This is a genomic window from Pseudomonas sp. NFACC51, from assembly GCF_900103575.1.
Lineage (GTDB): Bacteria > Pseudomonadota > Gammaproteobacteria > Pseudomonadales > Pseudomonadaceae > Aquipseudomonas > Aquipseudomonas fluorescens_Q.
In genome coordinates, this window is the sequence record NZ_FMXH01000005.1 from 266,558 (window position 1) to 292,325 (window position 25,768).

22 protein-coding genes are annotated in these 25,768 nt (G+C 62.9%); 10 read left to right on the forward strand and 12 right to left on the reverse strand.

The genetic code is table 11. The features are described from left to right. Window positions 1-57 precede the first annotated feature (57 nt). The 9 genes from prfB to BLT00_RS12990 form a co-directional block, all read right to left on the reverse strand. Window positions 58-1,153 (reverse strand): peptide chain release factor 2 gene (prfB, locus tag BLT00_RS12950; RefSeq protein ID WP_095963568.1). Its coding sequence is split into 2 segments (ribosomal slippage): window positions 58-1,080 and window positions 1,082-1,153, totalling 1,095 coding nucleotides; the frame shifts between segments, so codons are not numbered across the junction. A gap of 353 nt (window positions 1,154-1,506) precedes the next feature. Next, a complete protein-coding gene (locus BLT00_RS12955) occupies window positions 1,507-2,508 on the reverse strand; it encodes a response regulator (RefSeq protein WP_092143983.1) in 1,002 nt (333 codons plus the stop codon). 45 nt (window positions 2,509-2,553) lie between these two features. After that, window positions 2,554-3,564: a chemotaxis response regulator protein-glutamate methylesterase gene (locus tag BLT00_RS12960; RefSeq protein WP_092152525.1), complete on the reverse strand. Its 1,011-nt coding sequence runs from the start codon at window positions 3,562-3,564 to the stop codon at window positions 2,554-2,556. Next, a complete protein-coding gene (locus tag BLT00_RS12965) occupies window positions 3,561-5,825 on the reverse strand; it encodes a hybrid sensor histidine kinase/response regulator (RefSeq protein WP_092143977.1) in 2,265 nt (754 codons plus the stop codon). The genes BLT00_RS12960 and BLT00_RS12965 overlap by 4 nt, the downstream gene beginning before the upstream one ends. Beyond that, entirely contained in the window at window positions 5,822-6,493 is a 672-nt protein-coding gene (locus BLT00_RS12970; protein WP_092143974.1) for a chemotaxis protein CheW, read from the reverse strand. Before BLT00_RS12970 ends, BLT00_RS12965 begins: the two co-directional genes overlap by 4 nt. Then, the gene (locus BLT00_RS12975) at window positions 6,490-7,755 is read right to left on the reverse strand and encodes a CheR family methyltransferase (protein ID WP_092143971.1); all 1,266 of its coding nucleotides are present in this window, start codon (window positions 7,753-7,755) and stop codon (window positions 6,490-6,492) included. Before BLT00_RS12975 ends, BLT00_RS12970 begins: the two co-directional genes overlap by 4 nt. After that, complete coding sequence (locus tag BLT00_RS12980; protein ID WP_092143969.1) at window positions 7,752-8,288, reverse strand: chemotaxis protein CheW; 537 nt, start codon at window positions 8,286-8,288, stop codon at window positions 7,752-7,754. Before BLT00_RS12980 ends, BLT00_RS12975 begins: the two co-directional genes overlap by 4 nt. Beyond that, window positions 8,288-9,910 (reverse strand): methyl-accepting chemotaxis protein, encoded by a 1,623-nt coding sequence (locus tag BLT00_RS12985; protein ID WP_092143966.1) that lies wholly within the window; start codon window positions 9,908-9,910, stop codon window positions 8,288-8,290. The genes BLT00_RS12980 and BLT00_RS12985 overlap by 1 nt, the downstream gene beginning before the upstream one ends. A gap of 318 nt (window positions 9,911-10,228) precedes the next feature. After that, window positions 10,229-10,939: a tellurite resistance TerB family protein gene (locus BLT00_RS12990; protein ID WP_092143963.1), complete on the reverse strand. Its 711-nt coding sequence runs from the start codon at window positions 10,937-10,939 to the stop codon at window positions 10,229-10,231. A gap of 184 nt (window positions 10,940-11,123) precedes the next feature. Between BLT00_RS12990 and BLT00_RS12995 the strand changes: the two genes are divergently transcribed. From BLT00_RS12995 to BLT00_RS13035, 9 genes are all read left to right on the forward strand, one after another. Continuing rightward, the gene (locus tag BLT00_RS12995; protein WP_018611075.1) at window positions 11,124-12,038 is read left to right on the forward strand and encodes a LysR family transcriptional regulator; all 915 of its coding nucleotides are present in this window, start codon (window positions 11,124-11,126) and stop codon (window positions 12,036-12,038) included. Between the two features lie 144 nt (window positions 12,039-12,182). Further along, a complete protein-coding gene (locus tag BLT00_RS13000) occupies window positions 12,183-13,640 on the forward strand; it encodes a gamma-aminobutyraldehyde dehydrogenase (RefSeq protein WP_092143960.1) in 1,458 nt (485 codons plus the stop codon). A gap of 90 nt (window positions 13,641-13,730) precedes the next feature. Beyond that, window positions 13,731-14,882, forward strand: coding sequence for a putative ABC transporter substrate-binding protein YdcS (ydcS, locus tag BLT00_RS13005; RefSeq protein ID WP_092143957.1), 1,152 nt, complete (start codon window positions 13,731-13,733; stop codon window positions 14,880-14,882). A 228-nt stretch (window positions 14,883-15,110) separates the two neighbouring features. Next, window positions 15,111-16,148 (forward strand): ABC transporter ATP-binding protein, encoded by a 1,038-nt coding sequence (locus BLT00_RS13010; RefSeq protein WP_092143954.1) that lies wholly within the window; start codon window positions 15,111-15,113, stop codon window positions 16,146-16,148. 1 nt (window position 16,149) lies between these two features. Further along, window positions 16,150-17,097: an ABC transporter permease gene (locus BLT00_RS13015; protein WP_092143951.1), complete on the forward strand. Its 948-nt coding sequence runs from the start codon at window positions 16,150-16,152 to the stop codon at window positions 17,095-17,097. Continuing rightward, entirely contained in the window at window positions 17,087-17,905 is an 819-nt protein-coding gene (locus BLT00_RS13020) for an ABC transporter permease (RefSeq protein WP_057448389.1), read from the forward strand. Before BLT00_RS13015 ends, BLT00_RS13020 begins: the two co-directional genes overlap by 11 nt. 82 nt (window positions 17,906-17,987) lie before the next feature. Further along, on the forward strand, window positions 17,988-19,412 hold the full coding sequence (locus BLT00_RS13025) for a gamma-aminobutyraldehyde dehydrogenase (RefSeq protein WP_092143948.1): 1,425 nt from the start codon (window positions 17,988-17,990) through the stop codon (window positions 19,410-19,412). 146 nt (window positions 19,413-19,558) lie between these two features. After that, window positions 19,559-19,822 carry a CopG family ribbon-helix-helix protein gene (locus BLT00_RS13030; RefSeq protein WP_063322816.1) on the forward strand — a complete coding sequence of 88 codons (264 nt, stop codon included), beginning with the start codon at window positions 19,559-19,561 and terminating at the stop codon, window positions 19,820-19,822. Next, complete coding sequence (locus BLT00_RS13035) at window positions 19,785-20,084, forward strand: type II toxin-antitoxin system RelE/ParE family toxin (protein WP_063322817.1); 300 nt, start codon at window positions 19,785-19,787, stop codon at window positions 20,082-20,084. Before BLT00_RS13030 ends, BLT00_RS13035 begins: the two co-directional genes overlap by 38 nt. 44 nt (window positions 20,085-20,128) lie before the next feature. Here the strand turns inward: BLT00_RS13035 and BLT00_RS13040 are convergent, their stop codons facing one another. Further along, window positions 20,129-20,314 (reverse strand): hypothetical protein, encoded by a 186-nt coding sequence (locus BLT00_RS13040; protein ID WP_092143945.1) that lies wholly within the window; start codon window positions 20,312-20,314, stop codon window positions 20,129-20,131. A 361-nt stretch (window positions 20,315-20,675) separates the two neighbouring features. Here BLT00_RS13040 and BLT00_RS13045 point away from each other — a divergent pair, with 361 nt between their 5' ends. Further along, on the forward strand, window positions 20,676-22,304 hold the full coding sequence (locus BLT00_RS13045; protein ID WP_092143942.1) for a glucan biosynthesis protein D: 1,629 nt from the start codon (window positions 20,676-20,678) through the stop codon (window positions 22,302-22,304). 98 nt (window positions 22,305-22,402) lie between these two features. On the opposite strand, the gene BLT00_RS13050 is transcribed toward BLT00_RS13045, so the two are convergent. Both BLT00_RS13050 and recJ read right to left on the reverse strand, forming a co-directional pair. After that, window positions 22,403-23,509 carry an NADH:flavin oxidoreductase/NADH oxidase gene (locus tag BLT00_RS13050; protein WP_092143939.1) on the reverse strand — a complete coding sequence of 369 codons (1,107 nt, stop codon included), beginning with the start codon at window positions 23,507-23,509 and terminating at the stop codon, window positions 22,403-22,405. Window positions 23,510-24,022: 513 nt separating this feature from the next. Beyond that, window positions 24,023-25,732: a single-stranded-DNA-specific exonuclease RecJ gene (gene recJ, locus BLT00_RS13055; RefSeq protein ID WP_092143935.1), complete on the reverse strand. Its 1,710-nt coding sequence runs from the start codon at window positions 25,730-25,732 to the stop codon at window positions 24,023-24,025. Window positions 25,733-25,768 lie beyond the last annotated feature (36 nt).

Below are 25,768 nucleotides of genomic sequence, written 5' to 3' on the forward strand. Positions count from 1 at the left end.
TTGCGGGCCAGCCTGCTCCTTGATGGAAGCGTGCCTGCCCGCCGCATGGGTGTCGCGTTACAGCCCTTGTTTGAGGCTGGCGATCAGGTATTCATCGATATCGCCATCGAGCACCTTGTCGCAATCGCTGCGTTCGATGCTGGTCCGCAGATCCTTGATCCGCGAGGCATCGAGCACGTACGAACGGATCTGGTGACCCCAGCCGATGTCCGACTTGGTGTCTTCCAGTGCCTGGGACGCCGCGTTGCGCTTCTGCACTTCCTGCTCGTAAAGGCGAGCCCGGAGCATCTTCATCGCGGTGTCTTTGTTGGCGTGCTGGGAACGCTCGTTCTGGCAACTGACCACGGTGTTGGTCGGTACGTGGGTAATCCGTACGGCCGAGTCGGTGGTGTTGACGTGCTGGCCACCGGCCCCGGAGGAACGGTAGGTGTCGATGCGCAAGTCCGCCGGGTTGATCTCGATCTCGATGTTGTCATCGATTTCCGGCGAAACGAAGACGGCCGAGAACGAGGTGTGGCGACGGTTGCCGGAGTCGAACGGGCTTTTACGCACCAGGCGGTGCACGCCGATCTCGGTCCGCAGCCAGCCAAAGGCGTATTCACCCTTGATGTGCACGGTAGCGCCCTTGATCCCGGCGACTTCACCGGCCGACAGTTCCATGATGGTGGCGTCGAAACCGCGTTTGTCAGCCCAGCGCAGGTACATGCGCAGCAGGATGTTGGCCCAGTCCTGGGCTTCGGTGCCGCCGGAACCGGCCTGGATGTCCAGGTAGGCGTTGTTCATGTCCATCTCGCCGCTGAACATGCGACGGAATTCCAGCTTGGCGAGGTTCTCGTCGAGGCGTGTCAGCTCGGCGACGACATCGCCGACCGCGCCTTCATCGTTCTCTTCGACAGCCATGTCCAGCAGGTCGCGGCAATCGGCCAGGCCGCTGGACAACTCGTCCAGGGTCTCGACGATCTGCGCCAGCGCAGAACGCTCGCGGCCCAGCTCCTGGGCGTACGAAGGGTTGTTCCAGACATTCGGATCTTCAAGCTCGCGATTGACTTCGGTCAGACGCTCATGCTTTTGATCGTAGTCAAAGATACCCCCGAATAGTTTCGGAGCGCTCGGACAGGTCCTTGATGGTGTTAAGGATCGGGTTGATTTCCATGGCGGGCAGCACTCGTTGGCGAACTTTTGAAAGCCGGCGAGTATAACGTAATCAAGCGCCAGCGGCAGCCCGCCTGGCGGCTTTAGGGGCAATGATACTCGGGGGTGGGTCAACACGGACCTGTGGCGAGGGAGCTTGCTCCCGCTGGGCTGCGCAGCAGCCCCAAAAGGAGCGACTCAACTCATCTGATGCACCGAGCCGCCTGGTTTCAGGTCTGCTGCGCAGCCCAACGGGAGCAAGCTCCCTCGCCACAAAACTCATCTGATACACCGAGCCGCCTGGTTTCAGGTCTGCTGCGCAGCCCAGCGGGAGCAAGCTCCCTCGCCACAAAAGCAATCTCGCCAGGCTAGGGGTTATTCGAAACCCACCCGATTCCGCCCATTGTGCTTGGCCAGGTACAACCCCTTGTCCGCCGCCGAGATCAGTTGCCGGCAATCGCCACCTTGCTGCGGCGTGACGGTCGAGACGCCAATGCTGATGGTCAGGTTCTCGCCGCCGTCAGGCGTGGTATGGGGGATTTTCAGGGCGACGACGCCCTGGCGCAGTTTCTCGGCCATTAGCCGGGCGCCGCCCGGCGAGGTCCCGGGCAGGACCAGGGCGAACTCCTCGCCGCCGTAACGGGCTGGCAAGTCGGAGGGACGGCTGCACGCCTCGCGGATCGCCGTGGCGACCTTGCGCAGCGCTTCGTCGCCCTCCAAGTGGCCGAAGTTGTCGTTGTAGGCCTTGAAGTAGTCCACATCGATCATCAGCAGCGACAGTTGGCTCTGGTCGCGCATCGCCCTGCGCCATTCCAGTTCCAGGTATTCGTCGAAGTGCCGGCGATTGGACAGGCCGGTCAGGCCGTCGGAGTTCATCAAGCGTTGCAGCACCAGGTTGGTGTCGAGCAGTTGCTGCTGGCTGACCCGCAGTGCCCGATAGGCCGCGTCGCGTTGCAACAGCATCATGTAGGAACGCGAGTGATAGCGGATGCGCGCCACCAGTTCGATGTTGTCCGGCAACTTGACCAGGTAGTCGTTGGCCCCGGCGGCGAACGCCGCGCTCTTGACCAGCGGGTCCTCCTTGGTGGACAGGACAATGATCGGGATATCACGGGTGGCCGGATGGTTACGGTACTCGCGCACCAGGCTCAGGCCATCCAGGCCGGGCATCACCAGGTCCTGGAGAATCACCGTCGGCTTGATGCGAACCGCATGGGCGATGGCCTGGTGAGGGTCGGAGCAGAAGTGGAAGTCGATGTTGTCTTCATTCGACAGCCCGCGCCGCACCGCCTCGCCAATCATCGCCTGGTCGTCAACGAGCAAGACCATGGCGGCGTTCTCTTCGCGCTTGAATTCGTCGAGCTGCAGATCATTCATGGTGGCTTACCTGAGTACGGCCTGAGGCAACGCGGGCGGAATTCTTCATGGGGTAAAAATCTCCAACAACCGTGGCGCGATAGCGTCCAGGGCGAGAATATGGACGGCGGCGTCGATGGCGGCCGCCGCTTTGGGCATCCCGTACACCGCGCTGCTGCGCTGGTCCTGGGCGACGGTCACATAGCCCTGCTGGCGCATGAGTTTAAGCCCTTGTGCACCGTCGCGGCCCATGCCGGTGAGCAATACGCCCACCGCGTCACCGCTCCAGTACTGGGCAACACTTTCAAAAAACACGTCGATGGAGGGCCGGTAGATCTCGTTCACCGGCTCGGCGGTATAGGCCAGGGTGCCGTCCTTCAACAAACGCAGATGATGGTTGGTCCCGGCCAGCAACACCGTACCACTTTGCGGCGTCTCGCCGTGCCGGGCCAGGCGCACCGTGTGGCCCGACACGCTGCCCAGCCACTCGGCCATGCCTGCAGCGAACACCTCGTCCACATGCTGGACCAGCACGATGGCCGGGGCAAAGTGACGCGGCAGCGCCTTGAGCAGCACTTCCAGCGCCGCCGGCCCGCCCGCCGACGACCCGATGGCCACCAGGCTCTTGCGCGACACTGCCGCACGCTGCGCCGCCGGCGCGGGGCGCTCATGCTTGTTGCGCTCACCGATCAGCCAGCCGATGTTGGTGATCTTGCGCAACAGCGGTGCCGCCGCGTCCGCCGGATTACCGACACCCAGGGCCGGGGTATCGACCACATCCAGCGCGCCATGGCCCATGGCCTCGAACACTCGGTGGACGTTCTGCTGGCTGTCCCCGGTGACGATCACGATCGCGCAGGGGCTGTCGGCCATGATCCGCCGAGTGGCCTCCACACCATCCATGATCGGCATGAGCAAATCCATCAGGATCAGGTCCGGGGTGTACTCGGCGCAACGCTGCACCGCCTCGGCCCCGTTGGCGGCCACCCAGACCAGTTGGTGCGCCGGCTCGAACGCCAGGGCCCGGCGCAGGGCCTCGACCGCCAGGGGCATGTCATTGACGATGGCGATCTTCAAGCGCGCGCCCCTCCGATCAATTCGACCACGGCATCAAGCAAGGCGTCGTCATGGAAACTCGCCTTGGCCAAATAATAGTCGGCGCCGGCGTCGAGGCCACGGCGGCGATCTTCTTCACGATCCTTGTAGGACACCACCATCACCGGCAGCGATTGCAGCCGGTTGTCACGCCGCAACAGCGACACCAGCTCAATGCCGTCCATGCGCGGCATGTCGATGTCTGTGATCAGCAAGTCGAAATCCTCCGAGCGCAATGCATTCCAGCCATCCATGCCATCCACCGCCACCGCCACGTCATAGCCGCGATTGAGCAACAACTTGCGTTGCAGCTCGCGCACGGTCAGGGAATCGTCCACCACCAGGATCCGCTTGCGCGGGGCCTGGGCCTGGTTCTGCCGGGCGATGCGCTCCAGGCGTCCGGTATCGAGCAACTTGTCCACCGAACGCAGCAGGTCTTCGACATCGACAATCAACACCACTGAGCCGTCGTCGAGCAAGGCTCCGGCGGAAATGTCCTGGACCTTGCCCAGGCGTTCGTCCAGGGGCAGGACCACCAGGGTTCGCTCGCCGATGAAGCGCTCCACCGCCACGCCATAGATCGTCTCGCGCTCGCGGATCACCACGACCTTGAGGGTTTGGCTGCTGCCTTGCGTCGCCGGGCGATTGAGCAACTGGCTGGCGGCGACCAAGCCGATATGCCGGCCTTCGTGCCAGAAATGCTGGCGGCCTTCGACCTGAACGATGTCTTCCGGCGCCAGGTCGCACATGCGTTCGATGTGGGCCAGGGGAAAGGCGTACGCTTCATCGCCGACTTCCACCACCAGGCTGCGCACCACCGACAGCGTCAGCGGCACCTCAAGATGGAAACGACTGCCCTCGCCCGCCGTCTGCTCCAGTACCACCGCGCCGCGCAGTTGCCGGACCATGTGCTGGACCGCGTCCAGGCCGACGCCGCGCCCGGACACTTCGGTGACCTTGTCGCGCAAGCTGAAGCCGGGCAGGAACAGGAAAGTCAGCAGTTCCTCTTCGCTCAGGCTGGCGGCGGTTTGCTCAGGGGAAAGGCCGCGCTCGACGATGCTGCGGCGCACCCGTTCCAGGTCTACCCCGGCACCATCGTCCGCCAATTCCAGGACCAGCAGGCCAGCCTGATGGGAGGCGCGCAGGCGAATCACGCCTTCGGCAGGCTTGCCGGCCAGTATCCGTTGTTCCGGGGGTTCGATGCCGTGGTCCACGGCGTTGCGCAGCAAGTGGGTCAGTGGCGCTTCAAGCTTTTCCAGCACATCGCGGTCGACCTGGGTTTTCTCGCCTTCAATCTCCAGGCGCACCTGTTTGCCCAGGCTGCGGCCCAGGTCACGGACCATGCGAGCCTGACCCGAAAGCACATCGGCGAACGGGCGCATGCGGCAGGCCAGCGCCGTGTCGTACAGCACCTGCGCCCGCTGACTGGCTTGCCAGGCGAACTCATCCAGCTCGGCGGTTTTCTGCGCCAGCAATTGCTGGGTTTCGGCGAGCAAACGGCGGGCATCGCCAAGGGCTTCCTGGGCTTGCAGGCTCAGGGCATGGTCCTTGAGGTGTACATTCAGCTCTTCAAGGGCGCGCAAACCGGTGCTTTGCTGGCGCTTGAGCCGCTGCATCGTCGCCAGCCAAGGCTTGAGGCGCTGGGTCTCCACCAGGGACTTGCTCGACAGATCGAGCAAGCTGTTGAGGCGTTCGGCCGTGACCCGCAAGACCCGCTCGCCGCCTTCGGTGACCCGTTTGCGCTTGGGGGCCGGCTCCATTGCCGGAGGCGGTTCCACGTCCGGCAGCTCGATGCGTAGCGGCTCGACCGCTGTCTCGACGCTTGGTACGACCACTGCCGGGGCCTGTGGCGCGTTGGGATCAAGCAGCCGCCCCATCAACGCCACATAGGCGTCGATATCCGGGGCACCGACGCTGTTGCCCGGGGTGGCGATGCGCATCAGCAGGTCAGTACCTTGCAGCAAGGCATCGATGTGTTCAGCGCCCAGCACCAGGCGCTGCTCCTGGGCGCTGACCAGGCAATCTTCCATCACATGGGCCACGCTGACCCCAGCGTCCACCCCGACAATACGTGCCGCGCCCTTGAGGGAATGCGCCGCGCGCATGCACGACTCCAGGTAATCGGCCTGGGTCGGATCGCGCTCCAGGGCCAGCAGGCCGGCACTCAGTACCTGGACCTGGGCTTCGGCTTCCAGGCTGAACAGCTCCAGCAACGAGGCGTCGCGCATCTGGTCAGGGGTCATGACAGGCTCCGAGCCACGGCGGACAGCAGTTGTTCTTCATCCAGCCAGCGCAGGCTACGGCCCTTGAAGGGCAGCACACCACGGGTGTACTTGCCCGTCGATTGCGAAGCGCTCGCCAGGACGCGTTCATCGATGGCGTGGATGCCGTCGACCTCATCCACCGGCACCACCACCGGCCCGCCCTTGGCCGCGACAATCAACATGCGCGGCATCACCCGCGCGCCGGAAACCACCGCCGCGCCGGGTTCCAGGTCCAACAGCTCCACCAGCGACAGACAGGCCACCAGCGCCCCGCGTACATTGGCCACCCCCAACAAGGCCCGCGAGCGCTGGTGAGGCAAGGAATGGATCGGCTGCAACGGCGCCACTTCCACCAGGCTGCGCGTCGTCAGGCCCAGCCATTCCTCGCCGAGGCGGAACATCAACAGCGAGCGCGTGACCACATCGGTGTCCGCAGGGGCAAGAGACAGATCCCGCTGATCCTGCGGCAAGGCATAACGGTCGAGCAACCGGGTGGCGGCCGCCGAATACACCGAGCAATTGCGGCAGTGAATATGCTCGACCAACAACGGGCAGGATTTGTCGCCATGCACGCCGATGCGATTCCAGCAATCGTCGATAGCCAGGGCATCGTCATGGGTAACGGTGTAAGAAGCCGAACCGCTCATCGTTTGTGCTCACTGTCTGCCGCGCGCCCGCTACGGGCGGCGCGTTCCTGCAATCGACGGGCTCCGGCCGCGTCTCCCTGGGAAGCCAGCAGCGCCGCCAGATGCACCAGGGCCTCGGCGTGTTGCGGTTCAAGATAAAGCGCCTTGCGATAAAAACCCTGGGCTTCAAGGGCGCTGCCAGCCATGTCGCTGAGCAGGCCCAACCAATAGAACACCTGGGCGTTTGGCGCGTGGCTGCGCAAGTAGGCCTCGCAAGCCACGCGGGCCTCGGCGCTTTTGCCACCGTTGGCCAGGGCAGCAATATTGGCCAGCAAGGCCGCAGCGTCACTGCTTTTGGGTTCGGCAATCGGCGTCACGCTTGCCGCAAACGGCCGCGGCCGAATCACCGGCGGGACAACGCGGGGCGGTGGCTGACGAACCGGCAGCGGGGTCGGCATCAAGGCCGGCAACGGTTGCGGCTCGGGTGCCCCCTGGCGGCTGAAGGCGAACGATTGGGCGATCCCGATCGAGCGCATGCCCAATCGGCCCAGCAAGCTGCCCTCGGCGGGGCCGATAAACAGCACACCGTCCTGATGGGTCAGGCGCTTGAGCACCTCGAACACCTGCTGCTGGGTCGGTTGGTCGAAATAGATCAGCAGGTTGCGACAGAACACAAAGTCGTAAGGTGCCTCGTTCACCAACAAGGCCGGATCCAGCAGGTTGCCCACTTGCAAACGCACCTGTTCGCGCACCCGCTCGCTGAGGCGGTAGCCCTCGTCTTCGGCGTCGAAGTACCGCTCGCGAAAACCCAGCTCCGCACCACGGAAGGAATTCCTGCCGTAACGCGCTTCCTTGGCCCGCGCCACCGACAGCGGGCTGACATCCAGGCCGTCCACCTTGAACTGATGCGGTCCCAGGCCTGCGTCGAGCAAGGCCATGGCAATCGAATAAGGTTCTTCGCCGGTGGAACACGGCAAGCTGAGGATGCGCAGCGCGCGCAGGTGCTTGATCTCGGCCAGGCGCTTGACGGCCAGCCTGGCGAGGGTGGCGAAGGATTCAGGGTAGCGAAAGAACCAGGTCTCCGGGACGATTACCGCTTCGATCAGCGCTTGCTGCTCCTGGGCCGAATACTGCAGGCCCTGCCAATATTCATCGGCGGTTCGCCCGGGCACGGCACCGATGCGCTGACGCACGGCTCGCTCAATGATCGCGGTGCCGACGGAGGTCACATCCAGGCCGATGCGCTCCTTGAGAAAATCGAAAAAACGCTGGTCGTTGTTCATGGCGTTGCCTCGAGGTCGTCGAGGTTCAGCGGCGGCGCAGGAAACAGCAGCGCCCGAACCGACTCATCGAGCAGGTCATTGACCCGCACCCATTGCAGCAACCCCTGGGCATCTTCGCGTACCGGGCCGAGGTACGGCGCCTGCCGGTTGTCCAGGCCATAGGGTTTGAAATCGGCCGGGTCACAGCGCATGGTGTCGGTCGCCTGCTCAAGGATCAGGCCCAGCACCTGTCCCGTTTGTTGCGCGTCGCCCTGATAGCGCACCAGCACCAGTCGCGTACTGGTCCGGGCCTCGGCGCTCTGGCCAAAGGTCAGGGCGCACAGGTCGATCACCGGCACCACCGTGCCACGCCAGGCAAACACCCCCGCCACCCAGGACGGCGCCCGGGCGATCGGTTTGAGGGGCAGGCGCGGCAGCACCTCCACCACATCGATGGCCTGCAGGGCGTAACGTTCGTTGCCGATGCAGAACACCAGGAACAACGACTGGCGGGCCGTCGGTGCGGCGCCACGCCGGGTCTCGAGTTCGCCCATCAGACTTTGAAACGCGAGACGCCGCTGCGCAGCCCTACGGCTACCTGGCTCAGTTCGTCGATGGCGGAACTGGCCTGGCGCAGGGACTCCACGGTCTGGCTGCTGGCATCGCCCAGTTGCACCAGGGCGTGGTTGATCTGCTCGGCACCGGTGGCCTGGGCCTGCATGCCTTCGTTGACCATCAACACCCGCGGTGCCAGGGCCTGGACCTGATGGATGATCTGCGACAGCTGCTCACCCACCTGTTGCACTTCGGCCATGCCTCGGCGCACTTCTTCGGAGAACTTGTCCATGCCCATCACGCCGGCCGATACCGCGGACTGGATCTCGCGCACCATCTGCTCGATGTCATAGGTCGCCACGGCGGTCTGGTCGGCCAGGCGTCGTACTTCAGTGGCGACCACGGCGAAACCACGACCATACTCACCGGCCTTTTCGGCCTCGATGGCCGCATTGAGGGACAACAGGTTGGTCTGGTCGGCCACTTTGACGATGGTCACCACCACTTGGTTGATATTGCCGGCCTTCTCGTTGAGGATCGCCAGCTTGGCGTTCACCAGATCGGCGGCACCCATCACCGAATGCATGGTTTCCTCCATGCGCGCCAGGCCTTGCTGGCCAGAGCCAGCGGCCACCGAGGCCTGGTCGGCGGCGGTGGACACTTCAGTCATGGTGCGCACCAGGTCTCGGGAGGTGGCGGCGATTTCCCGGGAGGTCGCGCCGATCTCAGTGGTGGTGGCGGCGGTTTCGGTGGCCGTGGCCTGTTGCTGGCGCGAGGTCGCAGCGATCTCGGTGACCGAGGTGGTGACCTGCACGGAAGAGCGCTGGGCCTGGGACACCAGTGAGGTCAGCTCGGCCATCATGTCGTTGAAGCCGGTTTCCACGGCACCGAATTCGTCTTTGCGCGCCAGGTTCAGGCGCCCGCTCAGGTCGCCGCTGCGCATGACCTCGAGGATCTCGACGATGCGGTTCATCGGCCCCATGATCGCCCGCATCAGTAACAGGCCACAGAGTACGGCGACGACCAGCGCGACCAGTAACGACAGGCCCATGGCGATCTTGGCCGCCGTTACCGCGTCGCCAATGGTCTGGGTGGCACTTTGCGCCAGTTCGCGATTGCGCTCGATGATCTGGTTCAAGTGCCCGCGGCCGTCGAGCCACGCCTTGGTCAGCTCCGTGTTCAACGCCAGTCGCGCCCCTTCGTAATCCTTGCGCTGATACAGGTCCAGGACCTTCGCCAAGGCCTTGTTGAAATCCTGGTGATTGACTTCGAACTCGTCGAAAGAGACTTGGTCGGCCGGGTCCTGGATCAGTTTCTGATAGTTCTGTATTTCTTCGCGCAGGTGCTGCTCGAAGCCCTGGTAGCGGGCCTTGTCCTCGGCGGTGATTTCCCGGTTGCCCGAAAGGCCGACGATTTGCTGGGTCAAGACGTAGCTGTCCACCCAGCCACCGCGAATCATGGAGCTGTAATACACCCCAGGCACCGCATCGACCCGGACGTTTTCTTCACTGTCCTCGATCTTCAACAACCGTGAATACGAGACAACCACCATCAACAGCATGATGGCGATGATCACCGCAAAACTCGCCAGGATGCGTTGGCGCAATGTCCAATTCTTCACAGTAAAACCTCGGGCACTTGAAAATGCTGGGGAGTATAGCCGAGGGTTGCGTGGTGACTTAAGGGCGGCGTGGGGCGAAGGCAAGGTTCATTAATCGCCCAGGGCCTGATGAGAGCCCTGTGGTGAGGGAGCTTGCTCCCGCTGGCGTGTGGAGCACGTCCAAACGGACCGACGCGGTATGAGCTGACCCACCGCATCGGCTGGTTTGGGGCGGCTGCGCCACCCAGCGGGAGCAAGCTCCCTCGCCACAGGGGTTGCGCCCTTCTGTGGGAGCCTGCTCGCGATGGCGGTGGATCAGGGAATAGCGCTGGGGCTGTTCTAGGCGGTCGCCTGGCGCACCTGTTTTTCCAGTTCCACTTTCAACCCCGGCTCCAATTTGAGTTGGCGCGCCAGTTCATCGAGGTAGGACTTCTCCATGAAGTTTTCCTCGTCCACCAGCATCACGCTGGCGATGTACATTTCTGCCGCCATCTCCGGGGTGCTGGCGGCGCGGGCGACGTCGGTGGGGTCCAGGGGCTTGTTGAGTTCGGCGTGCAGCCAGTGTTGCAGTTCCTGGTCGTTGTCGAGCTTGGTGAACTCGCCTTCGATCAACTGCCGCTCGCGCTCGTCCACATGGCCGTCGGCTTTGGCCGCCGCCACCAGCGCCTTGAGGATCGCTTGGCTGTGCTGCTCGACCTGCGCCGGAGGTACACGGTCGAGGGTCTGCGGTTCGGATTTCGGCGCGGTGCCTTGCTGGGCCTGCCAGTTGCCGTAGGCCTTGTAGGCGATCACGCCCAAGGCTGCGAGGCCGCCATAAGCCAAGGCCTTGCCGCCGAAGCTGCGGGCTTTCTTGTTGCCCAGCAAAAGGCCCATGGCGCCGGCGGCCAGTGCCCCGCCGCCCGCGCCGGAAAGCATCCCGCCCAGGTTGCCGGAGCCGCCGAGCAATCCACCCAGACCGCCGGATGACTTGCCTTGGGACCCGCCAGCCTTGTTCTGCAACATTTCCTGGCCGGACTTGAGAAGCTGATCGAGCAATCCACGGGTGTTCATTTGTTGTCTCCACCTATTCGGGTCAACTTAAGGCCACCAGCGTAGATCGAAAGTGCCCCGGCGCCGTTGGCGAGATTGCTTCCAGATGTTGCCTGGCTCATTCAAAGACACACTTACCTACCCTTCTAAAAAAACGATATACACTCCAGCACATTGATAAAAATCGCCCACCGGGTATTCGACCATGATGACCCTGCGCCAGATCCGCCATTTCATCGCTGTGGCCGAAACCGGCTCGATCTCCGCCGCTGCGCAAACGGCGTTCATTTCCCAGTCGACCTTGACCCTGGCCATCCAGCAACTGGAGCAGGAAATCGGCGTCAGCCTGTTCAACCGCCACGCCAAAGGCATGACCCTGACCCATCAGGGTCATCAATTCCTGCGCCAGGCCCATTTGATCCTGGCTACGGTCGACAATGCCAAGCGCAGCCTGCAACAGAGCACCGACCAGGTCGCCGGCCAAGTCACCATCGGCGTCACCAGCCTGGTCGCCGGCTATTACCTGGCTGACCTGCTGACCCGTTTCCAGCGCGCCTATCCCAACGTGGAAATCCGGGTGATGGAGGACGAGCGGCCCTACATCGAGCATTTACTGGTCAGCGGCGAAATCGACGTCGGGGTGTTGATCCTGTCCAACCTGGAAGACCGCCATGCCTTGCAGACCGAAGTGCTGACGCATTCACCACACCGCTTGTGGCTGCCGGCGCAGCACCCATTGCTGGAACACGACAGCATCAACCTGGCCGACGTGGCCCGCGAACCGCTGATCCAGCTGAACGTCGATGAAATGGACCGTAACGCCCAACGCCTGTGGCGCGGTGCCGGCCTGCAACCGAAGATCACCCTGCGTACGGCATCGACCGAAGCGGTGCGCAGCCTGGTGGCGGCGGGGTTGGGCGTGTCGATCCAGCCGGACATGACCTACCGGCCTTGGTCGCTGGAGGGTGACATCATCGAAGCACGACCGATTGCCGACCTCAACCAGACCCTCGACGTCGGCCTGGCCTGGCGCCGGGGCACGGCGCGACCGGCGTCGGTCGACCCGTTCCTGGCCGTCGCCCGGGAACAGCCTCATGGCGGGCGCAAGCCATCTATTTAATCGAACGCAGCCTTGAGTATTTCGAATTTGTCGGCCTTGAGGCTGAGCACTAGTCTTGCTGCATCACCACATTCCATTGTGGGAGCGAGCAAGCTCGCCCCCACAGGTTCGGTGTTTCAACCGACATAAAAAGAGAAATCGGACATGGCTGGTATGCAAACCCCGTTGTGCACCGCGTTGCTGATCGACGGGGAACTCGTTCCCGGTGCAGGCATTGTCGAGCCGATTCTCAACCCAGCTACCGGCGAAGTGGTGGCTCATATCGCCGAGGCCAGTACCGAGCAAGTCGAAGCCGCGATCCTCGCCGCCCATCAGGCCTTCGACGGTTGGTCGCGCACCACGCCGCAACAACGCTCGAACCTGCTGCTGGACATCGCCAGCGCCATCGAAAAGAACGCCGATGAGCTGGCCCGCCTCGAATCCCTGAACTGCGGCAAGCCGCTGCACCTGGCGCGCCAGGACGACCTCAATGCGACGGTGGATGTATTCCGTTTCTTCGCTGGCGCCGTGCGCTGCCAGACCGGCCAGCTCAGTGGCGAATACCTGCCCGGCTACACCAGCATGGTGCGCCGCGACCCGATTGGCGTGGTGGCGTCCATCGCACCGTGGAACTATCCGATCATGATGGCCGCGTGGAAAATCGCCCCGGCCCTGGCGGCCGGCAATACGCTGGTGTTCAAGCCGTCGGAACACACACCGCTGTCGATCCTGGCCCTGGCGCCGACACTGGCCCAGATCCTGCCTCGAGGCGTCATCAATATCCTCTGCGGGGGCGGCGAAGGTGTGGGCAGCCATCTGGTCAGCCATCCCAAGGTGCGCATGGTCTCGCTGACCGGCGATATCGTCACCGGGCAGAAGATCCTTCAGGCAGCAGCGAAAAACCTCAAGCGCACGCACTTGGAGCTGGGCGGCAAGGCACCGGTGATCGTGTGCAACGACGCCGACATCCAGGCCGTGGTCGAAGGCGTGCGCACCTACGGTTATTACAACGCCGGGCAGGATTGCACCGCGGCGTGCCGGATCTACGCCCAAGGCGCGATTCACGATCGCCTGGTGGCCGAACTCGGTGCGGCGGTCAGCAGCCTGCGCTTTGCCGGCAAGCGCGACGCCGACAACGAGATCGGCCCGCTGATCAGCACCCGCCAGCGCGACCGCGTCGCCAGTTTCGTCGAGCGCGCCCTCGGCCAGCCGCACATCGAACGCATCACCGGCGCGGCGGTGCATTCCGGCGCCGGTTTCTACTACCAGCCCACGCTGCTGGCCGGCTGCAAGCAAAGCGATGAAATCGTCCAGCGCGAAGTGTTTGGCCCGGTGGTCACCGTGACCCGCTTCGACGAACTCAGCCAGGCAGTGGACTGGGCCAACGACTCCGAATACGGCCTGGCGTCCTCGGTATGGACGCAGAACCTGGACAAGGCCATGCAGGTCGCGGCGCGCCTGCAATACGGCTGCACCTGGATCAACAGCCATTTCATGCTGGTCAGCGAAATGCCCCACGGCGGCCTGAAACGTTCGGGTTACGGGAAAGACCTGTCCAGCGATTCGCTCCAGGACTACAGCGTGGTGCGCCACATCATGGCCCGCCACGGCCAGCATCTGTAGATAACAGCACTACTCTAATAACAGACCTTCAATGGCGCTTCACCCCGTTGAAACACTGCCCCGACCATAATTAAAGCAAGAGGGATTTCCATGTACGCGCACAAGACCGTATTGCTCAGTGCAATCACCACGGCGCTGCTGACCAGCGTCAGCCTCCAGGCCGCCGAACCGCTCAAGGTCGTCGGCGCCGGCGAGGGCCAACTGGATATCGTCGCCTGGCCGGGTTACATCGAACGCGGCGAAAGCGACAAGGCTTACGATTGGGTCACCGGTTTCGAGAAGGAAACCGGTTGCAAGGTCAATGTGAAAACCGCCGCCACCTCCGACGAAATGGTCAGCCTGATGACCAAGGGTGGCTACGACCTGGTCACCGCCTCGGGCGACGCCTCGTTGCGGCTGATTGCCGGCAAGCGTGTGCAGCCGATCAACACCGCGCTGATCTCCAACTGGAAAAACCTCGATCCGCGCCTCAAGGATGCACCGTGGTACGTGGTCAACCAGCAAACCTACGGCACCCCGTACCAGTGGGGCCCGAACGTGCTGATGTACAACACCGACGTGTTCAAGCAGGCGCCCACCAGTTGGAGCGTGCTGTTCAGCGCCCAGAACCTGCCCGACGGCAAGCCGAACAAAGGCCGCGTGCAAGCCTACGATGGTCCGATCTACATCGCCGACGCGGCGCTGTACCTCAAGACCGCCAAGCCTGAGTTGGGCATCAAGGACCCGTATCAACTCGACGAGGCGCAGTACAAGGCCGTGCTGGAATTGCTGCGGGCCCAGCAACCGCTGATCCACCGCTACTGGCACGACACCACCGTGCAGATGAGCGATTTCAAGAACGAAGGCGTGGTGGCGTCCGGCGCCTGGCCGTATCAGGTCAACGGGCTGATGAACGAGAAGCAACCGATCGCCTCGACCATTCCCAAAGAAGGTGCCACTGGTTGGGCCGACACCACGATGTTGCACGCCGAGGCCAAGCACCCCAACTGCGCGTACAAGTGGATGGACTGGTCGCTGCAACCGAAAGTCCAGGGGGACGTCGCCGCCTGGTTCGGCTCCTTGCCGGCGGTGCCGGCGGCGTGCAAGGGCAGCGAGCTGCTGGGCGCCGAGGGCTGCAAGACCAACGGTTTCGATCAGTTCGACAAGATCGCCTTCTGGAAAACCCCACAGGCCGAGGGCGGCAAGTTCGTGCCGTACAGTCGCTGGACCCAGGACTACATTGCGATCATGGGCGGACGCTAAAGCGCATTAGCCTGTTTGGGGGGACCTGGTTAACCCTGTGGCGAGGGAGCTTGCTCCCGCTGGCGTGCGCAGCACGCCCAAAACAGACCAACGCGGTATGACCTGACCCACCGCATCGGCTGGTTTTGGGGTGGCTGCGCCACCCAGCGGGAGCAAGCTCCCTCGCCACGGGATCGCATTCCAATCCCTGAAATTTCATACCCGCCCCGCTTTTTGGAGCCCCGCACCATGACGCTTGCAGTCCAATTCACCCAGGTATCCCGTCAGTTCGGCGAGGTGAAAGCCGTTGACCGGGTTTGCATCGACATCCAGGACGGCGAGTTCTTTTCCATGCTGGGCCCATCCGGTTCGGGCAAGACCACCTGCCTGCGGCTGATCGCCGGGTTCGAACAACCCAGTGCCGGCTCGATCCGCATCCATGGCGAAGAGGCCACCGGGCTCGCGCCGTACCAGCGGGACGTCAATACGGTTTTCCAGGATTACGCCCTCTTCCCCCATATGAACGTGCGCGACAACGTGGCCTACGGCCTGAAAGTCAAAGGCGTCGCCAAGGCCGAGCGCATCAAGCGCGCCGACGAAGCGCTGGAGATGGTTGCCCTGGGCGGCTACAGCGAACGCAAGCCGGTGCAGCTCTCCGGCGGCCAGCGCCAACGCGTGGCCTTGGCCCGCGCGTTGGTCAATCGCCCACGGGTGTTGCTGCTCGATGAACCCTTGGGCGCCCTCGACTTGAAGTTGCGTGAACAGATGCAGGGCGAGTTGAAGAAGCTGCAACGCCAGCTGGGCATCACCTTCATTTTCGTCACCCACGACCAGACCGAAGCACTGTCGATGTCCGACCGCGTGGCGGTGTTCAACAAGGGCCGCATCGAACAGGTCGACACCCCACGCAACCTGTACATGAAACCGGCGACCACCTTCGTCGCCGAATTCGTCGGCACCTCCAACGTGATCCGCGGCGAGTTGGCCCGGGAACTGAGCGGTTATCCACAGCCGTTCTCGATTCGCCCGGAACACGTGCGTTTCGCCGAGGGTCCGTTGGCCAGTGGTGAGATCGAAGTCCACGGCCTGCTGCACGACATCCAATATCAGGGCAGCGCCACGCGCTACGAGTTGAAACTTGCCAACGGCCAGACCCTGAACCTCAGCCAGGCCAACACCCAGTGGCTCGACAACACGGCGCAGCACCAGACCGGCCAGCATCTGAGCGTACGCTGGGCACGGGAGGCGATGGTCGCGCTGCACGACACCGTCAGTGGCGAGGTGTGAGATGAACACCCTGGCCATCGCTCAAACGCCCGCGCCCGGCTCACCGTTGCGGCGCTTTTCCAACCTGCTGTACCGGCGCCCCAACCTGTACCTGTCGATGTTGCTGGTGCCGCCACTGATCTGGTTCGGCGCAATCTACCTGGGCTCGCTGCTGACCTTGCTGTGGCAAGGTTTCTACACCTTCGACGACTTCACCATGGCGGTCACGCCGGACCTGACCCTGGCGAATTTCGCGGCGCTGTTCCAACCGTCGAACTTCGACATCATTTTGCGCACCCTGAGCATGGCGATAGCGGTGTCCATCGCCAGCGCCATCGTCGCGTTCCCGATTGCCTATTACATGGCGCGCTACACCAGTGGCAAGACCAAGGCGTTTTTCTACATCGCGGTGATGCTGCCGATGTGGGCCAGCTATATCGTCAAGGCCTATGCCTGGACACTGCTGCTGGCCAAGGGCGGCGTGGCGCAATGGTTCGTCCAGCACCTGGGCCTGGGGCCGGTGTTGCAGTTCGTGCTGGGGATCCCCGGCGTGGGCGGCAGCACCTTGTCCACCTCACACCTGGGGCGTTTTTTGGTGTTCGTCTACATCTGGCTGCCGTTCATGATCCTGCCGATCCAGGCGTCCCTGGAGCGCCTGCCGCCATCGCTGCTGCAAGCCTCGGCCGACCTGGGCGCCAGGCCACACCAGACGTTCATGCAGGTGATCCTGCCGCTGTCGATCCCCGGCATCGCCGCCGGCTCGATCTTCACCTTCTCGCTGACCCTGGGAGATTTCATCGTGCCGCAACTGGTGGGCCCGCCGGGCTACTTCGTCGGCAGCATGGTCTACGCCCAGCAAGGCGCCATCGGCAACATGCCCATGGCCGCGGCGTTCACCCTGGTGCCCATCGTGCTGATCGCGCTGTATTTATCCATCGTCAAGCGACTGGGAGCTTTCGATGCACTCTGACTCTCAAGACCGGGCCTCGTGGGGCTTGCGGATCGCGGCGTGGGGCGGGCTGGTGTTCCTGCACTTCCCAATCCTGATCATCTTCCTCTACGCCTTCAATACCGAGGACGCGGCGTTCAGCTTCCCGCCCAAGGGCCTGACCTTGAAGTGGTTCAGCGTCGCCTTCTCGCGCCCGGATGTGCTGGAAGCGATCAAGCTGTCGTTGCAGGTCGCAGCCATCGCCACACTGATCGCCATGGTGCTTGGCACCCTGGCCTCGGCGGCGCTGTACCGCCGGGATTTCTTCGGCAAACAGGGCATTTCGCTGATGCTGATCCTGCCGATTGCCTTGCCGGGCATCATCACCGGTATCGCGCTGCTGGCGACCTTCAAGACCTTGGGCATCGAACCCGGGATGTTCACCATCGTCGTCGGCCATGCAACCTTCTGCGTGGTGATCGTCTACAACAACGTGATCGCCCGCCTGCGCCGCACCTCCCACAGTCTGATCGAGGCTTCGATGGACCTGGGCGCCGACGGCTGGCAGACCTTTCGCTACATCATCCTGCCTAACCTGGGGTCGGCACTGCTGGCCGGCGGGATGCTGGCGTTCGCGCTGTCGTTCGACGAGATCATCGTCACCACCTTCACCGCCGGCCACGAACGCACCTTGCCGCTGTGGCTGCTCAACCAGCTTAGCCGCCCTCGCGATGTGCCGGTGACCAACGTGGTGGCGATGCTGGTGATGATGGTCACGATGTTGCCGATATTGGGCGCGTATTACCTGACCCGTGGCGGTGAGAGCGTGGCCGGTAGCGGCGGGAAATAGTCACGGTGGAACCGGATCCCTTGTGGGAGCGGGCTTGCTCGCTCCCACAGGAGTCACAAACAAGATTGAAGAGGACTTGGACATGCAAACCAAACTGCTGATCAACGGCCACCTGGTGAACGGCGAAGGCCCCGGCCAGGCAGTGTTCAACCCGTCGCTGGGGCGAGTACTGGTGGAAATCAACGAGGCCAGCGAGGCCCAGGTCGATGCCGCCGTGCGCGCCGCCGATGCCGCCTTCGAAGCCTGGTCGCAAGTACCGCCCAAGGACCGCTCCCTGTTGCTGCTCAAGCTGGCCAATGCCATCGAAGCCCACGGCGAAGAACTGGCGAAGCTGGAGTCGGACAACTGCGGCAAACCCTTGAGCGCCGCGCTGAACGACGAGATCCCGGCGATTGCCGACGTGTTCCGCTTCTTTGCTGGCGCCAGCCGCTGCATGAGCGGTTCGGCGGGCGGCGAGTACCTGCCGGGGCACACTTCGATGATCCGTCGCGATCCGGTGGGCGTCATCGCCTCCATCGCGCCGTGGAACTACCCGCTGATGATGGTCGCCTGGAAAATCGCCCCGGCCCTGGCGGCCGGCAATACCGTGGTGCTCAAGCCGTCGGAGCAAACCCCACTGACAGCGTTGCGCCTGGCGGAACTGGCGTCGGAAATTTTCCCGGCCGGCGTGCTCAACGTGATCTTTGGCCGTGGGCAGACCGTCGGCAATCCGCTGGTCACCCACCCGAAAGTGCGCATGGTGTCGCTGACCGGCTCCATCGCCACCGGCTCGAACATCATTTCCAGCACGTCCGACAGCGTCAAGCGCATGCACATGGAACTGGGCGGCAAGGCCCCGGTGATCATTTTCGACGACGCCGATATTGACGCGGCGGTGGAAGGCATTCGCACTTTCGGTTTCTACAATGCCGGCCAGGACTGCACCGCCGCCTGCCGCATCTATGCCCAGCAAGGCATCTACGAGCAGTTCGTCGAGAAACTCGGTGCCGCGGTGGGCAGCATCAAGTACGGCCTGCAAACTGCGCCGGACACCGAAATGGGCCCGCTGATCACCGCCCAGCACCGCGACCGCGTGGCCGCTTTCGTCGAGCGGGCCATCGCCCAGCCTCATATCCGCCTGGTCACCGGCGGCAAAGCGGTGGACGGCAACGGTTTTTTCTTCGAACCGACGGTGCTGGCCGACGCCCAGCAGGATGACGAAATCGTCCGCCGGGAAGTCTTCGGGCCAGTGGTGTCCGTCACCCCGTTCCTCGACGAAGCACAAGTACTGGCCTGGGCCAACGATTCGGACTACGGCCTGGCCTCATCGGTGTGGACCGCCGACATTGGCCGTGCCCATCGCCTGTCGGCACGCCTGCAATACGGCTGCACTTGGGTGAACACGCACTTCATGCTCGTCAGCGAAATGCCCCATGGCGGTCAGAAACGTTCCGGCTATGGCAAGGACATGTCCATGTATGGGCTGGAGGATTACACGGTGGTGCGACATGTGATGTTCAAGCATTGACGACAAGACAACGTTGGCAACACATGCTCGCGCCTGCCCGGCGTTCGTCCTGCTAAGGTTTTCGTCGATCGGTGCACGCCCGCCGGTTGACGGAAATCCTGGCAGCACCTAGGGTGTCTACAACGTATACACCTTGGAGATCAGCCATGGCCTCGCCCGTTTTGTCCTTTCGTGTGGAAGAAGGTCTGGCCCAACAGCTGGACTTGCTGGCTGCCGCCACCGACCGCGACCGCCAATATCACCTCAAGCGTGCACTGGTTCGATATGTGGAAGCCGAATCCTGGCATCTGCAAGCCATCAGCGAAGGCATGGCCGATGCCGACGCTGGAAATCTGACCGATCTGGACGCCGTGAAGGCTAAGTGGGCAAAGCGTGCCGAGCATCGTACTGACCGACAAAGCACAGAGTGACCTCGACTCGATCCACGAACATTACCAAAGCGCTATCGGCGCAGAAGGCGCCGATGAGGTCATCCTCGCCATCCTGGAGACATTGCGCCAACTGCAACGCTTTCCCGGCTCGGGCCGTCCTTCGGTCGTTCCCGATATTCGAGAGCTGGTGTTGACACGCTACCCGTTCGTTGCCCCGTACCGGCTCGAGCAGGGACAACTACAAGTCCTGCGGATACTGCACCAGCGCACCGAACGTCCCCAGGACTGGTCGGTGGAGTGATGTCGGCCGGCGCGCCTGCCCCGACCGCTCACCTGCGCCACGCTTCAAAACCGCGAAACACTCCTCATCGCATCCACCAGGTAGCGCATGGCGATGCGGTCGTTTTCCGACAACTCCCGATAACGCTCCACCAGTCTCAATTCTTCAAGGCTGAGCCGGCGTGGCCTGCGCGGGTTGGTCAGGCCAGGAAAGATCCCCAGCATTTCGGTAATGCCCTGTATTTTTGTCATGAGTTGTCCTTCTTTACGTCGAGGTTGACCTGATAGCCCCGTCTGAACCCGGATTAGATCGTCTATCACGCTAAAGAATAGGGAGGATTCAAAGCGTGAAAAGGGAGTTTTAGAGTAATTAGTCAAAAAAAGTCGAAATCGATATAAAAAAAGAAATAACTGTAAGAAAATTTGACCAAGCCACGCTTTCCTTGCTCTCAAAGCCCGTATTTCCCCTATGATTTTGCGCCTCGGTGAACCGATCCAGCTCTCAGGCATCTGTTCTAACGTTCGTCGCGTTTGGCCAAAGGCATGTCCGAACTCCCTTATCAGTCTTTGTTGCCAGGAACGGCTCGGGATTGTTTCGAGAAAGGTTGTATTTATGCACCGCAGGAATCTGCTCAAGGCCTCCATGGCCTTCGCCGCCTACACCGGGCTTTCAGCCTCCGGGCTCATGGCCGCACGCGCCTGGGCCGCCGATCAGACTGCCGACGGCGAAGCCCGTCCTTTCGACTTCAACGGTTTGAAAGATCAAGCCCGACGGCTGGCCGAGAGCCGCTATGTCGACACCAAGCAAGTCCTGCCAGAAACCCTGGCCCTGATGTCTCCGCTGCAGTTCAACGCCATCCAGTACGACGTCAACCACTCGCTGTGGAATGACCTGGACGGGCGGCAACTGGATGCGCAGTTCTTCCACGTCGGCATGGGCTTCAAGCAACCGGTGCGCATGTACAGCGTCGATCCGAAGACGCGTATGGCCCGTGAGGTGCACTTCCGTCCGGAACTGTTCAACTATCAGAAAACCACGGTCAACACCGCGCAATTGAAGGGTGACCTGGGCTTCGCCGGCTTTCGCGTCTTCAAGGCGCCGGAACTGGACCGGCACGACATCGTTTCGTTTCTGGGGGCCAGCTACTTCCGCGCCGTGGATGCCAGCGGCCAGTACGGGCTGTCGGCCCGCGGCTTGGCCATCGACACCTACGCCAAGCAACGCGAAGAATTCCCGGACTTCACCAAGTTCTGGTTCGAAACCCCGGAAAAGAACAGCACCCGGTTCGTGGTCTATGCCCTGCTCGACTCCCCCAGCGCCACCGGAGCCTATCGGTTTGACATCGATTGCCAGCCAACCCGGGTAGTGATGGAGATCGACGCGCACATCAATGCCCGTACCGCCATCGAGCAACTGGGTATCGCGCCCATGACCAGCATGTTCAGCTGTGGCACCGTCGAACGGCGCATGTGCGACACCATTCACCCGCAAATCCACGATTCCGACCGGCTGGCCATGTGGCGCGGCAACGGCGAGTGGGTGTGCCGTCCGTTGAACAACCCCGCCACCTTGCAATTCAACGCCTTCGCCGACAAGGACCCGAAAGGTTTCGGCCTGGTGCAGACCGACCACGACTTTGCCAGCTACCAGGACACTGTGGACTGGTACAGCAAGCGCCCAAGCGTGTGGGTCGAACCGACGACGGCCTGGGGCGAAGGCTCGGTCGACTTGCTGGAGATTCCTACCACCGGCGAAACCCTGGACAACATTGTCGCGTTCTGGACACCGAAAAAACCGGTGGCCGCCGGTGACTCGCTGAACTATGGCTACAAGCTCTACTGGAGCGCGCTGCCGCCGGTCAGCACGGACCTGGCCCGCGTCGACGCCACCCGCTCAGGCATGGGCGGTTTCATCGAAGGCTGGGCACCGGGCGAGCATTACCCGACCGTCTGGGCCCGTCGCTTTGCCGTGGACTTCAGCGGCGGCGGCCTCGACCAACTGCCGCCGGGCACCGGCATCGAACCGGTGGTGACCTGCTCCCACGGCGAAGTGAAGGACTTCAATGTGCTGGTGCTGGATGCGATCAAGGGCTACCGCATTACCTTCGACTGGCACCCGACCGACGACAGTGTGGAGCCGGTGCAGATGCGCCTGTTCATTCGCACCCAGGACCGCACCTTGAGCGAGACCTGGTTGTACCAGTACTTCCCGCCGGCGCCGGATAAGCGCAAGTACCCCTGAGCCCTGCTGCTCGCGATGAGACAGCTATAGACACCGAATATTTCCGCCAGATAAGCAAAAGCCCCGGCCAACAAGACCGGGGCTTTTTTATCCCTCACTCAATCACGCAAATCCGACTCATGAATCGGCTGGTCCCGATGCGTGGCCCGCTGGTACTGCGCGGGCCACGTGGCCTTGCGTCCGCCCAGGTCATCGTCGGCATGCAGGGCCCAGTACGGATCGCGCAACAATTCGCGGGCCAGGAAGATGATATCGGCCTGGCAGGTGCGCAGGATGTGTTCGGCCTGGGCCGGTTCGGTGATCATGCCGACGGTGCCGGTGGCGATTTCCGACTCCTTGCGCACCCGCTCGGCAAAGCGCGTCTGGTAACCCGGGCCGGTGGGAATTTCCGCATTGGCGGCCGTGCCACCCGATGACACATCGATCAAATCCACTCCCAGGGCCCTGAACCGCCGTGCCAGCTCCACGGTTTCGTCCGGGTTCCACCCGTCCTCGACCCAATCGGTGGCAGAAACGCGAACGAACACCGGCAGTTCTTCAGGCCATACGGCCCGCACCGCTTCGGTGACTTGCAGCACCAGGCGGATGCGATTCTCGAACGAGCCGCCATATTGATCGCGCCGCTGATTGCTCAAGGGCGAGAGGAACTGATGCAACAGATAACCATGGGCCGCGTGGACCTCAACCACCTTGAAGCCGGCCGTGAGAGCACGCTTGGCCGAGTCCACGAAGGCCTGGATCACCCCGGCGATCTGCTCTTCGTCCAGTTGGACCGGCTGGGTGTGCTGCGGGTCGAAGGCAATCGGCGATGGGCCAACCGGCACCCAACCGCCGTCCGCCGGTTTTACGCTGCCATGCTTGCCCAGCCAGGGTCGCCAGGTGCTGGCCTTGCGTCCGGCATGGGCCAGTTGTATGCCCGGCACGGCCCCTTGGGCGGTAATGAACCGGGTGATGCGTTGCAAGGGTTCGATCTGTTCATCATTCCACAGCCCCAGGTCCTGGGCAGTGATGCGACCGTCGGCGGTGACGGCGGTGGCTTCGGTGAACACCAGGCCGGCACCGCCCACGGCACGGCTGCCCAAGTGCACCAGGTGCCAATCGTTGGCCAGGCCATCGGTGCTCGAATACTGGCACATCGGCGATACCGCGATGCGATTGGGCAGGGTCAATTGGCGAAGGGTATAGGGTTCCAGCAGCAGACTCATGGGGCACCTCTCGAATCAGTGGGCAGGCTCCAGGGTTCTGTTTGAAAAGTCGACGTGTGACAAAAGGTGCAACACCCGCCCCCGCGGGCAAAAAATTCGACAAGACGTCACAAGGGCTATCAAGCAGTGCTTAGAGCCTAGTCGACAACCCGCAGGGACGGAGGGTTCAGAACTTAAAAACCGACGGTGTGACGCAAGCTCCCTCGCCACGGGAATTGGGCACGGCGTGGGTTAAGGGAATGCCTCGAATCGGTGTCAGCTTCAAGAGCAAATCGGTTGGTCGACCGGAATGCTTTTGAGCTTTTGAGCTTTTGAGCTTTTGAGCTTTTGAGCTTTTGAGCTTTTGAGCTTTTGGGCTTTTGGGCTTTTGTGGCAAGGGAGCTTGCTCCCGCTGGGCTGCGCAGCAGCCCCCTCTCAAGCTCACTCAATCAACCTGATCCACCGCGTCGCCGGGCTCCAGGGCCGCTGCGCGCCCCAGCGGGAGCAAGCTCCCTCGCCACAAAGGCCTGTCGGCTAGCGCGGTTCGATATGGGCAATCATCAACTGCACCGTTTCCTGGCCGCGGAACTCGTTGAGGTCGAGCTTGTAGGCCAGTTCCACCCAGCGCACGGTAGGGTTGGGCCAGATCTCGCGGTCGATGCCGAAGGCAATGCCGTCGAGCTTCACTGAGCCGCACTCGCTCTTGAGGACGACCTTAAGGTGCCGTTCGCCCACCACGCGTTGTTCGACCAACTGGAACACGCCATGGAACATCGGCTCCGGGAAATGCTGGCCCCAGGGACCGGCATGGCGCAGCGCCCGGGCCAGTTCGAGGTGGAACTCCTCCACTGCCAGGGTGCCATCGGACAACAGCCGGCCGGTCAGGTCTTCTTCGCGCAACTGCCGGCGCACTTCCGCATCGAACGCCTCGGCGAACAACGGAAAATTCGCTTCCGGCAGCGTCAGCCCCGCAGCCATGGCGTGACCGCCGTACTTGCTGATCAAGGTGGGATGCTGCGCCGCCACCACACTCAGCGCATCACGAATGTGAAAGCCCGGCACCGAGCGCCCCGAGCCCTTGAGCAAGCCGTCCCCGGCATCGGCAAAAGCAATGGTCGGACGGAAATAGCGCTCTTTCATCCGCGAGGCGAGAATGCCGATGACCCCTTGGTGCCACTGCGGATCGAACAGGCACAAGCCGAACGGCATCGACTCCACCGGCAGGTCCTTGAGCTGGGCCAGGGCTTCGCGCTGCATGCCCTGCTCGATGGACTTGCGGTCCTGGTTCATGCCGTCCAGTTGCGCCGCCATCTCCCGCGCCAGGGCCGGATCGTCGGTGAGCAGGCACTCGATGCCCAGGCTCATGTCGTCCAGGCGCCCTGCCGCATTCAGACGCGGCCCGAGGATAAAGCCGAGGTCGGTGGAGGTGATACGCGAAGCGTCGCGCTTGGCCACTTCCAGGATTGCCTTGATGCCGGGCCGGGCACGCCCGGCGCGAATCCGTTCCAGGCCCTGGTGCACCAGGATCCGGTTATTCGCGTCCAGGGGCACCACGTCGGCCACGCTGCCCAGGGCCACCAGGTCGAGCAATTCGCCGATGTTCGGCTGAGGTGTACTGGCATACCACCCCAGGCTGCGCAGACGCGCCCGCAGGGCCATCAGCACATAGAAAATCACCCCGACACCCGCCAGGGCCTTGCTCGGGAACTCGCAGCCCGGCTGATTCGGATTGACGATGGCATCGGCTGCCGGCAGTTCGAGGCCGGGCAAGTGGTGGTCGGTGACCAGCACCTTGAGCCCCGCCGCTTTCGCCGCCGCCACGCCTTCCACACTGGAAATACCGTTATCCACGGTGATCAGCAACTGTGGTTCGCGGGCCAAGGCGACTTCGACGATTTCCGGGGTCAGCCCGTAGCCATATTCGAAGCGATTGGGCACCAGGTAGTCGACATGGGCCGCACCGAGCAGGCGCAACCCGAGCATGCCCACGGTGCTGGCGGTCGCGCCATCAGCATCGAAGTCACCCACGATCAGGATGCGTTGGCGTTGCTCCAGCGCCGTCACCAGCAGATCCACCGCGGCGTCGATCCCCTTGAGCTGCTGAAAGGGAATCAAGCGCGCCAGGCTCTTGTCCAGTTCAGCCTCGGACTGCACACCACGCGCAGCGTACAGGCGGGTCAACAGGGGCGGCAGGTCACCGAGAAATGGCAGGGTGTCGGGCAGTTGGCGGGGTTCTATGCGCATGGGGTGACGGACATTTCTCTATTTTTTGGATCCTGG